Genomic DNA, 11,920 nt, shown 5'->3' on the forward strand with positions numbered 1-11,920 from the left:
GTCGAAGCGATCCGTTTCACGAGAACCCGCGTTCGAGCGACGCCCTTATTTGCAGCTCGAGATCGATTGCAGCGCCGCGGTGATACCGCGCAGCGAAAAGGCGTAATTGGTGTCGTTTCCGCGTCCGGACACCGCCTGCACCGACATTTCGGCACCGGCCTTCATCGCGGCCACGAGCTGCGGTTCTTCCGCGGCGTTTTCCAGCCAGGCCGACTTGCCCTTGGTGAACAGCGAGAAGGAGCGGTCGCCCACCTTCACCAACACTTTCGAGTTTTCCTTGAAATTATAGGACGCGATGAATTGCGGTTCGTAGGCGATGTTCTGCCCCGGCTTCTGGCTCACGAAAAAGAAGATGTCGCCATGATCGAGCGAGGAGGGCTGCTTGTCGGTCGGCACGGACAGCACATAGCAGACCTTTCCGCTTCCCGACTGGTAGGAGTAGGTCCCCCAGGCATTGTGCTGTCCCACCTTCGTCGCGGTCTGCGCTCCGGCCGGTCCTGCCACCATCACAATGGCGGCTGCTCCCGCGAGGAACGAAATCAGTGCACGCATGTCGATACCATTTTCCTGTGTTTGGCCTGTTCAACCCGTTGCCGGGCGCCCTTTCCGGGCCGCACTCGCCTTAATTTTAATTAATCGGAGTTACCAAAGAGTGAATCCGACCGACGATAATGCGTCCGCTTCCGCCGGTTCCGGCACAGCCGCGCTCACGGCATATTTTGCGCCGAAACACTATGATTGAGGCAAAGAGCGCAGGAAAACGGCAACAGTTTGTCAGCCAGCAGCGTCCGCCGGGGCGCATCCCGCAACACGCGCCCAAGGCCGTATTGCGCCGCAGCAGCCGCGCCCGTAGGGTCATGGCGGGCGGCCGTCGCCCGAAGGGCGTAAACGGGGAGCAGCTTGCGCGAAAACCAACCTGCGCCGCAATTACGGCATGCGCACCTGATGGCGCGCGTGGTGTCCGGCCGCGACCGGGACGCCTTCGCGGCCCTGTTCGATCATTTTGCTCCGCGCATCAACGGCTTTTTGCAAAAACAGGGCATGGAAGCCGGCGCCGCCGAGGACCTGACCCAGGAAGTGATGGCGGTGATGTGGCACAAGGCGCATCTTTTCGATCCGGCCAAATCGTCGCTGGCGACCTGGCTGTTTCGCGTCGCCCGCAATCGCCGCATCGACGGGCTGCGCCGCGACCGCTCACACCTGATCGACCCGCACGACCCGTTCTTCTGGCCCGACGCCGCCGAGGCGCCCGATGACGGGCTCGACGCGCGCCAGCGCGACGAGCGCGTCCGCCTCGCTTTGGCCGACCTGCCCGACGAGCAGGCCGACCTGGTCAGGCTGGCGTTTTTCAACGGGCTCACCCACAGCCAGATCGCCGACAGTACCGGGCTTCCGCTCGGCACGGTGAAATCGCGCATCCGTCTGGCTTTCGCGCGCTTGCGACGGGCGCTGGAAGCAGATCCGAGGGTCGACGCCGACGGCTGAAAAGCCGACCGGTCAGTCCTGTTCGTCGAGAAAGTCCCGTGCCGCCTTGCGGTGGGCCGGCGTGATATGGCCGCGGATCGCCGTCAACGCGGCCGTCAGCACAGCGATATCATCGGTAAAGCCGAACCCGACCAGGAAATCGGGGATCGTGTCGAGCGGCAGCACGAAATAGGCGAGCGCGGCAAGAAGCACCCCGCGCACGCGTGTCGGGGTCTTGTCGTCGAGCGCGCAATAATAGGCCGCGATCACCTCGTCCATGAACGGGATCTGTCGGGCTGCGCGCCGCACGGTGCGGCGCAGATTGTCGCGCACGCGCTGCCTGCGCCTGGCGTTCTCGGCCTCGCTCACGGGGTCCAGCACTTCGGCGATGCGGTCGTCGTCCATCATCTTGTCCATGGTCGCAAATGTGGTGCCGTTCGCGTTCCCATGCAAGTCGGCCCGCTGTCCGGAAACCGGCCAACCGCCTGCACGATGATGATTTCAGGCGCGTTTGCCCGCGCAGGCCTCGATCGCCTTGGCAAGCGCCACGTCGAGCGCGGTCAGCCCGCCCGCATCGTGCGTCGACAGCGCGATATCGACCGTCTTGTAGACGTTCGACCAGTCGGGATGGTGGTCCATCTTTTCCGCCGCCAGCGCGACCCGCGCCATGAAGCCGAAGGCTTCGTTGAAATTCCCGAACACGAAGCGTTTGGTGATCGCCTCTCGGTCCGCGGCCCGTTGCCAGCCGTCCAGGCCGGCAAGCGCCTCGGCCACGGCCGTCTCGTCGAGTTTTTCACGCTTCATCGCCAAATCCCATTCTCCAGGCCGCCGGTTTTCATGATAACGCACATGTCATGACTTCGCAGCCCCGCCAGTCCGTCCTCTTCGTCTGTCTCGGCAATATCTGCCGTTCGCCGCTGGCCGAAGGCGTCTTCCGCCATGTGCTTCAAAACCGCGGGGCGGCCGGGCGTTTTCTGGTCGATTCGGCCGGCACGGGCGGCTGGCATGCCGGTTCGCCGCCCGATCCGCGCTCGGTCGAGATCGCCGCGCGGCACGGCATCGACCTGACGGCGCAGCGCGCCCGGCGGATCGCGGACGGGGATTTCGCACGCTTCGACCTTGTGCTTGCCATGGACCGGAGCAACCGGGCCGAGCTGAAGGCGCGGGCGGGTGGCGGCCGGTTAGACCGGATCCACCTTTTGATGGACTTCGCGCTCGGCGAGGCCCGCGACGTGCCCGATCCCTATTACGGCGGCGCCGACGGTTTCGAAACGGTCTACCGCATGATCCGCGCGGCATCCGAGGCCCTGGCCGAAAAGCTCGCCGCCCCCTGGGATGGGCCGGACAGGGGCCAGGCCTCCTCCACCAGATAAGGCCCCCCGCCGACCGAATCGCGCGACGACATCAGCACGAAACGGGCGACCCTGAACGGTGCGGTGGCGAAGTTCCCGCGCCCCGAAAGATAGGCCGCAAGTTCGTGCGGGGCCGCGTTGCGCAGCCGCGCCAGTGTCACGTGCGGGGTGAATTTGCGCGGATCGGGCGCTGCCCCGTGGCGCAGGCATATGCGATCGATCTCCGACTGTAGCGCGAAAAGTTCGGGCGAGGGCGCCACGCCGGCCCACAACGCGTGCGGTTTCTTCGAGCCGAACGTCCCCACGCCGGATAGGTTGATCTGGAATCCCGGCCGCCGTACCCGGTCGAGGCCGTTGACGATGTCGTCCGCGACCCGTCCAGGCACGTCGCCGATGAAGCGCAGGGTGATGTGGTAGTTTTCGACGTCGATCCAGCGCGCGCCGGGCAGGCCGCCGCGCAGCAGGGAGAGCGACAGGCTCGCATCGCGCGGTATCTCGAGGGCGGTGAAAAGTCGCGGCATGGCTACCTCCTCGAATCGCTCTTCGACCCTCAGCGAATCATCGTTTTGCCGCGCCGGCAAGCCCCGCGCCGGCGCAGGACCGATTTCGCGTCAGTCGTGATCGGCAGCGCCGGCCTTCAGCGTGCCGAGCGTCTCCTCGACCACCGGCAGGGCGTTTTCCACCATCCGCTCCACCCCTTCGGCGTTGGGGTGCATGCCGTCGGCCAAAAGCAGCCCGCCATCAGCCGCCACCCCGTCCATGAAGAACGGGATCAGCGCGATGTCGTGCTTTTCGGCCAGACGGGGAAAGATGGCGTTGAACGCGTCGGAGAAGTCCGCCCCCAGATTGGGCGCGGCCAGCATGCCGGCCAGCACGACCTCGACGCCGCGCTCCTTGAGGCGGGCGATCATCGTGTCGAGATTGTCCTCGGTGGTGGCCGGCGGCAGGCCGCGCAGCATGTCGTTTGCGCCGAGCTCGAGAACCACCAGATCGGTGTCGTCGGGAACCGACCAGTCGAGCCGCGCCAGGCCGCCGCTGGTCGTGTCGCCGGAAACCCCGGCATTCGTCACCGCTACATTGTAACCCTTTTCGCGGAGCGCGGCTTCGAGCCGTTCGGGAAAGGATTCTCCCGGCGCCAGCTCATAGCCCGCCATCAGGCTATCGCCGAGGCCGACAATGCTTGTGGAGGCCGCCGCAACGCCAAACTGGACAAGCACGGCCAATCCACCGAACATGAATGCGCGTAAGCTTGCTTTGAAACCCATACCGTATTTCCCATATGAGCCGGACGCGACCTGTCGGGCGCGCCTTGGGATTTCACCTCGTCGCTTCACCATATAGGATGGTTTTTCCGTGACCAAAGCGGTTATCGAACTGAAGAACGTGTCGCTCACGCTGGGGCGCGGCGCGTCGTCCGTTCACGTGCTCAAGGGCGTGGACCTGGAGATCGCGGCCGGCGAGCGCGCCGGCATCGTCGGGCCGTCGGGGTCGGGCAAGTCGACCCTTTTGATGGTCATCGCCGGGCTCGAAAGCGTCGATGCGGGCGCCGTCACGATCGCCGGCGAAGCGCTGGTAGGCCGCAGCGAGGACGATATCGCCGCCTTTCGCGGCCGCAATATCGGCATCGTCTTCCAGTCCTTTCACCTGATCCCCAACATGACCGCGCTCGAAAACGTCGCCGTGCCGCTCGAACTTGCCGGCCATGACGACCCGTTCGACCGCGCCGCGGCGGAACTCGAAGCGGTCGGACTGAAGGACCGCGTTACGCATTATCCGGGCGAATTGTCGGGCGGCGAACAGCAGCGCGTGGCGATCGCCCGCGCCCTGGCGCCGCATCCAAAGATCCTGATCGCCGACGAGCCGACCGGCAATCTCGACCAGGCGACCGGCCGCCAGATCGCCGATCTCCTGTTCGCCGAGGCGGCCGAGCGCGGCATGACCCTTCTCCTGGTCACGCACGACCCCGCGCTCGCCGGGCGCTGCGACAGGCAGGTGGCCATGCGCTCCGGCCGCATCGAGCCGGCGCCCGCCCACGCCGTCTCCGCCTGAGGTGGTCCCGATGAGCCTTGCCCGCACCCTGCGCCTCGCCACCCGCTTTTCGTTGCGCGAGATGCGCGGCGGCCTGTCCGGTTTCATGATCTTTCTCGCCTGCATCGCGCTCGGCGTCGCCGCGATCGGCGGTGTCAACTCGCTGGCGCGGGCCATCACCGCGGGCGTCGCCAATGAAGGCCAGGTGCTTCTGGGCGGCGACATCCGCTTCGAGCTGGTTCATCGCCAGACGACGCCGCAGGAGCGCGCATTCCTCGAAGGACGCGGCACCCTTGCCGCCAGCGCCAAGATGCGGTCGATGGCACGCCTGCCCGACGGCTCCGACCAGACGCTGGTCGAGGTCAAGGCGGTCGATGACCTCTACCCGCTCTACGGTGCGCTGGAGACCAGCCCGCAGCGCGACCACGAGGCGCTGTTTTCGCCTCGTGACGGTGTCTACGGCGCCGCCGCTCCGTCGCTGTTGTTCGAACGGCTGGCGCTTGAACCGGGGGCGCGGCTGAAGCTCGGCAACATAGAATTCGAGCTGCGCGCCATCATCGACACCGAACCCGACCTGGTCTCAGACGGCTTCGGCTTCGCGCCGCGGCTGATGATCTCGCTCGAGGGCCTGGCGGCCTCGGGGCTGATGCAGCCCGGCAGCCTGGTCGAGCACGCCTACAAGCTGCGCCTGCCGGCCGCGACCGACGAGGCCGGCATCCAGGCGCTGGCCGCGCAGGCGCGCGAGACCTTCCCCGAAGCCGGCTGGAGCATCCGCTCGCGGGCCAACGCCGCGCCGGCGCTATCGTCCAACATCACCCGGTTTTCGCAGTTCCTGACCCTTGTCGGCCTGACCGCGCTTGTGGTCGGCGGGGTCGGCGTGGCCAATGCGGTGCGCGCCTATCTCGACGGCAAGCGCGGCGTGATCGCGACGCTGAAAAGCCTCGGCGCGTCGGGCGGCCTCGTGTTTTCCGTCTATCTCGTGCAGATCATGATCATCGCCGCGCTCGGCATCGCCGTCGGCCTGGTCCTCGCCGCCGCGGTACCGTTCGTCGCCGGCGCCGCGCTCGCCACCGTGCTGCCGGTTCCCACCGAGGCGGCGGTCTATCCGGACGCTTTGGCGATCGCGGCGCTGTTCGGCCTGCTGGTCACACTCGCTTTCGCGCTGCTGCCGCTCGGGCGCGCCCGCGCCGTGCCGGCCACGGCGCTGTTCCGCGAGATGGGATTCGAGGCACGCGGACTGCCGGCCCCGGCCTATCTGGCCGCCACGCTGACGATAAGCGCCGTCCTGGCGGGTCTGGCCGTGTGGTATTCGACCGACCGTTTCCTCGCCGCCTTGTTCGTCGGCGCCACGATCGTCACCTTCATCGTTCTGCGTCTCGTCGCCATGCTGGTACAGGCGCTCGCCCGGCGCAGCCCGCGCGTGCGCTCGACGGCGCTGCGGCTGGCGATCGGAAACATCCATCGCCCCGGCGCCCTGACGCCGTCGGTCGTGCTGGCGCTCGGCCTCGGACTCACGCTTCTGGTCGCGCTGGCGCTGATCGACGGCAATCTGCGCCGCCAGATCGCCGGCAATCTTCCCGAAAGGGCGCCGAATTTCTTCTTCGTCGACATTCAGAACACCGAGGTCGACGCCTTCGCCGAGCTGGTGCAGACCCAGGCCGGCGACGGCAAGCTGGTCCGCGTGCCGATGCTGCGCGGCCGTATCATGGAGTTCAACGGCGTCGACGTGCAGAAGATCGAGGTGCCGCCGGAAGGCCGCTGGGTGCTGCGCGGCGACCGCGGCATTACCTATGCCAGGAACATTCCCGAGAACTCGACACTCGCCGAAGGCGACTGGTGGGGCCCCGACCACGCCGGCGAACCGCTTGTGTCGTTTGCGGCCGAAGAGGGGCGCGAGCTCGGCCTGAAACTGGGTGACACCGTCACCGTCAACGTGCTCGGCCGCAACATCACCGCCAGGATCGCCAATTTCCGCAATGTCGAATGGGAATCGCTGGCGATCAACTTCGTCATGGTGTTTTCGCCCAACACGTTCGCCGGCGCCCCGCACGCATGGCTGGCGACGCTGACAACCCCGGATACCACCGCCGAGGACGAGGCCCGCATCCTCAACGCCGTCACCCGGGCCTTTCCCACCGTCACCACCGTGCGGGTGAAGGACGCGCTCGACATCGTCAACCGTCTGGTCGGCCAGCTCGCCACCGCGATCCGGGGCGCGGCCGCCGTGGCGCTGATCGCTTCGGTGCTGGTGCTTTCGGGCGCGCTCGCCGCCGGCAACCGCGCGCGCATCCACGACGCGGTGGTGCTGAAGACGCTCGGCGCCACCCGCGGCACCCTGATGACCGCCTTTTCGCTGGAATACGGGCTGATCGGCCTGTCGACGGCGGCCTTCGCGCTCGCCGCCGGCGGCTCGGCGGCCTGGTACGTGTTGTCGCAGATCATGGATCTGCCGGCCGCCTTCATGCCCGAGATCGCATTGTCGACGGTCTTGATCGCGCTCGTGCTGACGGTCGGTTTCGGCCTGATCGGCACTTGGCGGGTGCTCGGCCACAAGGCCGCGCCGGTATTGAGAAACCTCTAGGGGGCGGCAGCCGGCGCTAACCATTGGTGAACCGTGTCGCCCGACAGGCGCCAAAAGTTGCAAAACCGCGCCCGTGCGACGCCCGGGCGCGGCGAACGGGGCTTGTTCTTGGCCTCAAGAATTATCATATTCCCCCCAGGCATGCTGGAGTCTCGCCAGCGGCGCCTGGGCGTATGGCCATAGGGCCCCGCCCGACACCGGACGAGACATGAGCAGTTAAGAGGAAAACATGGCTGACCTTCGCAACTACAATGCGCATGTCGCATCGGCGCCCGCCCGCGCCGGCGCGGACATAGACGAGGGGCTGCGCGCCTATATGTTGAAGGTGTACAACCTGATGGCGCTCGGCCTTGCGATCACCGGGCTCGCCGCCTGGGGATTTTTTGGCCTTGCCACGACTGGCGATCCGTCCGCCGGCGTCGCTCAGGTCAAGGACGGTCTTTATCTGACCCAACTCGGAGCCACCGTCTGGGCATCGCCGCTGAAATGGGTGGTCATGCTGGCCCCGCTTGGGCTCGTCTTCTTTCTAAGCTTCCGCATTCACAAGATGAGCGTCGCCGCGGCACAGACCACCTTCTGGGTCTATGCGGCCCTTGTCGGCTTGTCGCTGTCGACGGTGTTCTTGGTGTTCACGTCCGAGAGCATCGTGCGCACCTTCTTCATCACCGCCACCGCCTTCGGCGGGCTGTCGCTCTACGGGTACACGACCAAGCGCGACCTGTCGGCGATGGGTTCGTTCCTGGTGATGGGCCTGTTCGGCCTGATCATCGCCATGATCGTCAACATCTTCCTGGGCTCGTCCGCGTTGCAGTTCGCCATCTCGGTGATCGGCGTGCTGATCTTCTCCGGGCTGACCGCCTACGACACCCAGCAGATCAAGGAGATGTACTACGAGGGCGATGGCGCCGAAGTGGCCGGCCGCAAGTCGATCATGGGTGCGCTGCGGCTTTACCTCGACTTCATCAACCTGTTCATGTTCCTGCTTCAGTTCCTGGGCAACCGCGAATAGTCCGGGCCGAACAGGCACCAGAGCGAGGGCGGCCCGGCGGCCGCCCTTTTCTTTTGCCCGGGCGTCTGCTTCATTTTCCGACCCTTCGTCCGACAGCGCGTGATCCATGCCCGACATCGCCATCAGACCCGCCACCGTCGCCGATATCCCCGCCATAACCGCAATCTATGCCGACGCGGTGGTGAACGGCACGGCGAGCTACGAGCTCGAGCCACCGGGCGAAGCGGAAATGACGGCCCGCTTCAAAGCCGTCAGCGAACTCGGATACCCCTATCTCGTCGCCCGCACCGGCGACGGTTCCATCGTCGGCTACGCCTATGCCGGACCGTTTCGCCCGCGGCGCGCCTACCGCTTCATGGTCGAGGATTCGATCTATCTCGCCCCGTCCGCGCAGGGGCGCGGGCTCGGCCGCCTGCTGCTTGCGCGCCTGATCGAGGAGGCGACCGCATGCGGCTTTCGCCAAATGGCGGCGGTGATCGGAGACGGCGCCCGCAATCTCGGTTCGGTCAAGCTGCACGAGGCGCTCGGCTTTCGCCATGTCGGACAGCTCTTAGGCTCCGGCTTCAAGCACGAGCGCTGGCTCGACACCATCTTCATGCAATTGGCGCTCAACGAGGACACCGACGCGCCGCCCGATCCGGCCTCGCTGCCCGAGCGCAATTTCCGCCACGGGCTGTGAAGCGACCACGACGGTCCCTGCCCGGCAGGCGCGCTCAGGCTTCGACCAGGCTGAGTTGCTTGTCGAAAACGCCGAGCACGCGCGTCAGCTCGTGGCCCCGTTTCATGATCAGCCCGGTCGCGGCGACCACCGAGTAGGCGCCCTGCTTGCGCGCCAGTTTCGGATTTTTCACGATCTGGAAAAGCGGCACCTCGCTGGCGCGCCGAAAGACCGAAAACACCGCCCGGTCGGCAAGGTGATCGATCGCGTAGTCGCGCCACTCATTGGCTGCGACCATGCGGCCGTACAATTTCAGGATCTGGTCGAGTTCGCGTCGCTCGAAAGTGACGGGGCCTTCCTTCTTGCGATCCCGCCTCGCCTCGTGAAGCGGGATCAGGATAGCGGAACCGTCCGTATCCTCCGCGGAACCGGCGCGTTCGACCATCGCGACATCCCTCCATGACAGTTTCGCGACAAAAGGGTCGCCCTTTCATGGGGGAATTGCAAGCCTTCGGGCAAAATCGCGCATCATCAAGCACTTGCTCGGCCCGGCGGCCAGGCGCGCGACAATCGGCGAGGCGGCTGCGGTCACGTTCGGGAACACGGTGTCTAAATTGGTGATTGGCCGCCACATTCCTGCCGCGAATTGTCCCGTTTCCGGCCCCAATAGATGACGAACATCTCCTCGTTGCCTGAGACGGTTCGGTCTGGCGCTGCCACTGTAACCCCAAGCCCCCCGCCCACGGTGTCTTCGCTGGGCCGAACCAACCTCAGGCGGCAATCTCTTCAAAAACCATCCCCGCCGAAGCCAGCCGCCAGGACCGCGGCGGCAGGCGAGCGAGCGTCAGCCTTGCGGCGTGTCGAGGATCGCCGCGCCGAGGATCGCTCCGGGATTGCCGTCCTTGTCGAGCGCCTGTAGCAGCACCGCGCAACCCGCCGCACCGCGTTTCTTGAGTTCGCTCGCCGGGATCTCGACGCGGATTTCCTGCCCGCTCCACATGCCGACGGACTGGATGCCGGAAACCGCGTTCCAGTAGGTGACCGTCTTGCCGGCGTTTTCGCCTTGTTTGATCTCGACCGGAGTGACCGGGTCGAAGAAAACGAGCAGCAGGTTTGCCTTCTGCGCGGGGCCCGGCGCGGCACCCGCCTCGATGATCACGCTTTCGGGCCCTTCGGACAGGGTCAGGTCGACCGTCAGTCCCTTGCCGGCAACCTCGAGCGCGGCCAGCGCCTTCTCGACCTTGCCCCGACTGGCGCCGTTCATGTGGACCCGGCCGTTGACGACCGCCTGGGGCGTATAGACCGAACGTTCGCCGAGCGCGCGCGCATATTCGCTTTGGCGCCCGGTATTTTCCGCCGTCGCCATCGTGTCGCGCCAACCGAGATAATCCCAGTAATCGACATGATAGGCCAGCGCCACGACGTCCCCGCGGCGCGCCAGTTCGCCGAGATAGGCATCGGCCTTGGGGCAGGAATTGCAGCCCTGGCTGGTGAAAAGCTCGACGACGCCGCGCGGCCGTGCCTGGTCCCCGCTGCCGGCCGCCACGGCCGAGCCGAGAAGCGCGGCGGCGGCAAACGCCACCCTCAACCCGCGATAGAGATCCATTCCGGTATCCGATCGTCTTGCGTCGGCACGAAAGCGCGACTACCCAACTGTTGAAGACTAGGCCGGCGGCAAGTTCAACAGGAAGTCACGTTGCGGTGACCCTTTGCCGCTGTCGATGCGGTGAAAAGGCTGGGGCATGACCAACACGTTTTTCGATCCGATCGACATCTATTGCGAACGCACCGGGCCGCATCTGTGGGCCGAACCGCTGAACGCGCTGACCAATCTCGCTTTCGTCGCGGCCGGCATTTGGGGCCTGCGCGAGGCGCGCCGGCACGACGCCGGCCGCTTCGCGACCGTCCTGTGCTGGTGGGTCATCGCGATCGGCATCGGCTCTGGCCTGTTTCACAGCTTCGCCAACCGCCTCACCATCTGGGCCGACATCGTGCCGATCGCCACTTTCGTGCTCGCCTACACGCTCTACAATCTGCGCCGCTTCCTGCGCCTGCCGCTGGCATGGTCGCTTTTGGCCCTGGTCGCGTTCTATGCCGTAGCCGGCCTCGTCACCTGGTTGGTGCCCGATCGTCTGAACGCGGCCACCAACGGCACGCTGGGTTATCTGCCGGCACTGCTGGCGCTCGTGTTCTTCGGCGCGCTGCTTGTCGCCCGCGGCCATCCCGCCGGGCGCTACAATCTCGCCGCCGCGGCACTTTTCGTCGTCTCGGCGACGTTTCGCGCCATCGATCCCGATATCTGTTCGGCCCTGCCGATCGGCACGCATTTCCTGTGGCACACGCTGAACGGCCTGATGCTGGGTGTGCTTCTGGCCGCGACGACGCGTTTTGCCGGAAACCGGCGCTGACGACAGCCGCCCTCAGCGGTGGGCCAGGATGTTGACGAGGCGCCCGAACGGATCGCGCACATAAAATCGGCGCACGCCCCAGGGCTCGTCGACCGGTCCGTATTCGGGCTCGAACCCGGCGGCGGTCAGCCGTTCGAGCGCCGCCTCGACATCGTCGACCTCGATCGACAGATCGGGCACCGGCGTGCCGGAACCGCCCTCCGACGCGAAGCTCACCTGCACGCGCGCCTCCTGCGGCGCGCCATAGGTCGCGATCCAGCCGTGATCCATCAAAAGCGCGAGACCCAGCGCGTCGCGGTAGAAGCGGCCGGCGGCGGCGACGTCCGGCGTGGCGATATTGGCGACGATCCGTTTCACCTTCATGGCAGGCTCCCGGCCGGTCTGTTCGTGAAAACGCCTCCCCGGCGCGAGGCGGGGGAG

The 11,920-nt window shown here is 66.2% G+C and carries 15 protein-coding genes; 7 read left to right on the plus strand and 8 right to left on the minus strand.

Annotated elements, in window-relative coordinates:
* Window positions 1-45: 45 nt before the first annotated feature.
* The gene (locus C7T96_RS05960; RefSeq protein ID WP_106570261.1) at window positions 46-552 is read right to left on the minus strand and encodes an invasion associated locus B family protein; all 507 of its coding nucleotides are present in this window, start codon (window positions 550-552) and stop codon (window positions 46-48) included.
* A 393-nt stretch (window positions 553-945) separates the two neighbouring features.
* On the opposite strand from C7T96_RS05960, the gene C7T96_RS05965 reads away from it, so the two are divergent.
* Entirely contained in the window at window positions 946-1,485 is a 540-nt protein-coding gene (locus C7T96_RS05965; protein ID WP_106570262.1) for a sigma-70 family RNA polymerase sigma factor, read from the plus strand.
* Between the two features lie 12 nt (window positions 1,486-1,497).
* Here the strand turns inward: C7T96_RS05965 and C7T96_RS05970 are convergent, their stop codons facing one another.
* The gene (locus C7T96_RS05970) at window positions 1,498-1,869 is read right to left on the minus strand and encodes a YkvA family protein (protein WP_106570518.1); all 372 of its coding nucleotides are present in this window, start codon (window positions 1,867-1,869) and stop codon (window positions 1,498-1,500) included.
* A gap of 96 nt (window positions 1,870-1,965) precedes the next feature.
* Entirely contained in the window at window positions 1,966-2,268 is a 303-nt protein-coding gene (locus tag C7T96_RS05975; protein WP_106570263.1) for a 4a-hydroxytetrahydrobiopterin dehydratase, read from the minus strand.
* A 50-nt stretch (window positions 2,269-2,318) separates the two neighbouring features.
* Here C7T96_RS05975 and C7T96_RS05980 point away from each other — a divergent pair, with 50 nt between their 5' ends.
* Complete coding sequence (locus C7T96_RS05980; RefSeq protein ID WP_106570264.1) at window positions 2,319-2,837, plus strand: low molecular weight protein-tyrosine-phosphatase; 519 nt, start codon at window positions 2,319-2,321, stop codon at window positions 2,835-2,837.
* On the opposite strand, the gene thpR is transcribed toward C7T96_RS05980, so the two are convergent.
* The gene (gene thpR, locus C7T96_RS05985; RefSeq protein ID WP_106570519.1) at window positions 2,741-3,337 is read right to left on the minus strand and encodes an RNA 2',3'-cyclic phosphodiesterase; all 597 of its coding nucleotides are present in this window, start codon (window positions 3,335-3,337) and stop codon (window positions 2,741-2,743) included. The two genes, C7T96_RS05980 and thpR, sit on opposite strands and share 97 nt — an antisense overlap.
* A 90-nt stretch (window positions 3,338-3,427) precedes the next feature.
* Entirely contained in the window at window positions 3,428-4,051 is a 624-nt protein-coding gene (locus tag C7T96_RS05990) for an arylesterase (protein ID WP_238719808.1), read from the minus strand.
* A 118-nt stretch (window positions 4,052-4,169) separates the two neighbouring features.
* Here C7T96_RS05990 and C7T96_RS05995 point away from each other — a divergent pair, with 118 nt between their 5' ends.
* The 4 genes from C7T96_RS05995 to C7T96_RS06010 all read left to right on the plus strand — a co-directional run bounded on the left by C7T96_RS05995 (window position 4,170) and on the right by C7T96_RS06010 (window position 9,113).
* Complete coding sequence (locus tag C7T96_RS05995) at window positions 4,170-4,865, plus strand: ABC transporter ATP-binding protein (RefSeq protein ID WP_106570266.1); 696 nt, start codon at window positions 4,170-4,172, stop codon at window positions 4,863-4,865.
* A 10-nt stretch (window positions 4,866-4,875) separates the two neighbouring features.
* Window positions 4,876-7,425 (plus strand): ABC transporter permease, encoded by a 2,550-nt coding sequence (locus C7T96_RS06000; RefSeq protein ID WP_106570267.1) that lies wholly within the window; start codon window positions 4,876-4,878, stop codon window positions 7,423-7,425.
* A 229-nt stretch (window positions 7,426-7,654) separates the two neighbouring features.
* Window positions 7,655-8,434, plus strand: coding sequence for a Bax inhibitor-1/YccA family protein (locus tag C7T96_RS06005; RefSeq protein WP_106570268.1), 780 nt, complete (start codon window positions 7,655-7,657; stop codon window positions 8,432-8,434).
* 106 nt (window positions 8,435-8,540) lie between these two features.
* Window positions 8,541-9,113, plus strand: coding sequence for a GNAT family N-acetyltransferase (locus tag C7T96_RS06010; protein ID WP_106570269.1), 573 nt, complete (start codon window positions 8,541-8,543; stop codon window positions 9,111-9,113).
* A gap of 34 nt (window positions 9,114-9,147) precedes the next feature.
* Here C7T96_RS06010 and C7T96_RS06015 read toward each other — a convergent pair whose 3' ends face one another.
* Window positions 9,148-9,537 carry a DUF2794 domain-containing protein gene (locus C7T96_RS06015; RefSeq protein WP_106570270.1) on the minus strand — a complete coding sequence of 130 codons (390 nt, stop codon included), beginning with the start codon at window positions 9,535-9,537 and terminating at the stop codon, window positions 9,148-9,150.
* Window positions 9,538-9,936: 399 nt separating this feature from the next.
* Window positions 9,937-10,698 (minus strand): DUF1223 domain-containing protein, encoded by a 762-nt coding sequence (locus tag C7T96_RS06020; protein WP_106570271.1) that lies wholly within the window; start codon window positions 10,696-10,698, stop codon window positions 9,937-9,939.
* 136 nt (window positions 10,699-10,834) lie between these two features.
* On the opposite strand from C7T96_RS06020, the gene C7T96_RS06025 reads away from it, so the two are divergent.
* Window positions 10,835-11,500, plus strand: coding sequence for a ceramidase domain-containing protein (locus C7T96_RS06025; protein WP_106570272.1), 666 nt, complete (start codon window positions 10,835-10,837; stop codon window positions 11,498-11,500).
* A gap of 12 nt (window positions 11,501-11,512) precedes the next feature.
* On the opposite strand, the gene C7T96_RS06030 is transcribed toward C7T96_RS06025, so the two are convergent.
* Entirely contained in the window at window positions 11,513-11,863 is a 351-nt protein-coding gene (locus C7T96_RS06030; RefSeq protein WP_106570273.1) for a VOC family protein, read from the minus strand.
* Window positions 11,864-11,920 lie beyond the last annotated feature (57 nt).

The sequence above is a fragment of the Nitratireductor sp. StC3 genome (assembly GCF_003015025.1).
Lineage (GTDB): Bacteria > Pseudomonadota > Alphaproteobacteria > Rhizobiales > Rhizobiaceae > Mangrovimarina > Mangrovimarina alexandrii.

Coding starts and splice junctions, on each gene's coding strand:
- C7T96_RS05960 (WP_106570261.1), bottom strand. CDS start 552: ATGCGTGCACTGATTTCGTTCCTCGCGGGAGCAGCCGCCATTGTGATG.
- C7T96_RS05965 (WP_106570262.1), top strand. CDS start 946: ATGGCGCGCGTGGTGTCCGGCCGCGACCGGGACGCCTTCGCGGCCCTG.
- C7T96_RS05970 (WP_106570518.1), bottom strand. CDS start 1,869: ATGGACGACGACCGCATCGCCGAAGTGCTGGACCCCGTGAGCGAGGCC.
- C7T96_RS05975 (WP_106570263.1), bottom strand. CDS start 2,268: ATGAAGCGTGAAAAACTCGACGAGACGGCCGTGGCCGAGGCGCTTGCC.
- C7T96_RS05980 (WP_106570264.1), top strand. CDS start 2,319: ATGACTTCGCAGCCCCGCCAGTCCGTCCTCTTCGTCTGTCTCGGCAAT.
- thpR (WP_106570519.1), bottom strand. CDS start 3,337: ATGCCGCGACTTTTCACCGCCCTCGAGATACCGCGCGATGCGAGCCTG.
- C7T96_RS05990 (WP_238719808.1), bottom strand. CDS start 4,051: ATGTTCGGTGGATTGGCCGTGCTTGTCCAGTTTGGCGTTGCGGCGGCC.
- C7T96_RS06000 (WP_106570267.1), top strand. CDS start 4,876: ATGAGCCTTGCCCGCACCCTGCGCCTCGCCACCCGCTTTTCGTTGCGC.
- C7T96_RS06005 (WP_106570268.1), top strand. CDS start 7,655: ATGGCTGACCTTCGCAACTACAATGCGCATGTCGCATCGGCGCCCGCC.
- C7T96_RS06010 (WP_106570269.1), top strand. CDS start 8,541: ATGCCCGACATCGCCATCAGACCCGCCACCGTCGCCGATATCCCCGCC.
- C7T96_RS06015 (WP_106570270.1), bottom strand. CDS start 9,537: ATGGTCGAACGCGCCGGTTCCGCGGAGGATACGGACGGTTCCGCTATC.
- C7T96_RS06020 (WP_106570271.1), bottom strand. CDS start 10,698: ATGGATCTCTATCGCGGGTTGAGGGTGGCGTTTGCCGCCGCCGCGCTT.
- C7T96_RS06025 (WP_106570272.1), top strand. CDS start 10,835: ATGACCAACACGTTTTTCGATCCGATCGACATCTATTGCGAACGCACC.
- C7T96_RS06030 (WP_106570273.1), bottom strand. CDS start 11,863: ATGAAGGTGAAACGGATCGTCGCCAATATCGCCACGCCGGACGTCGCC.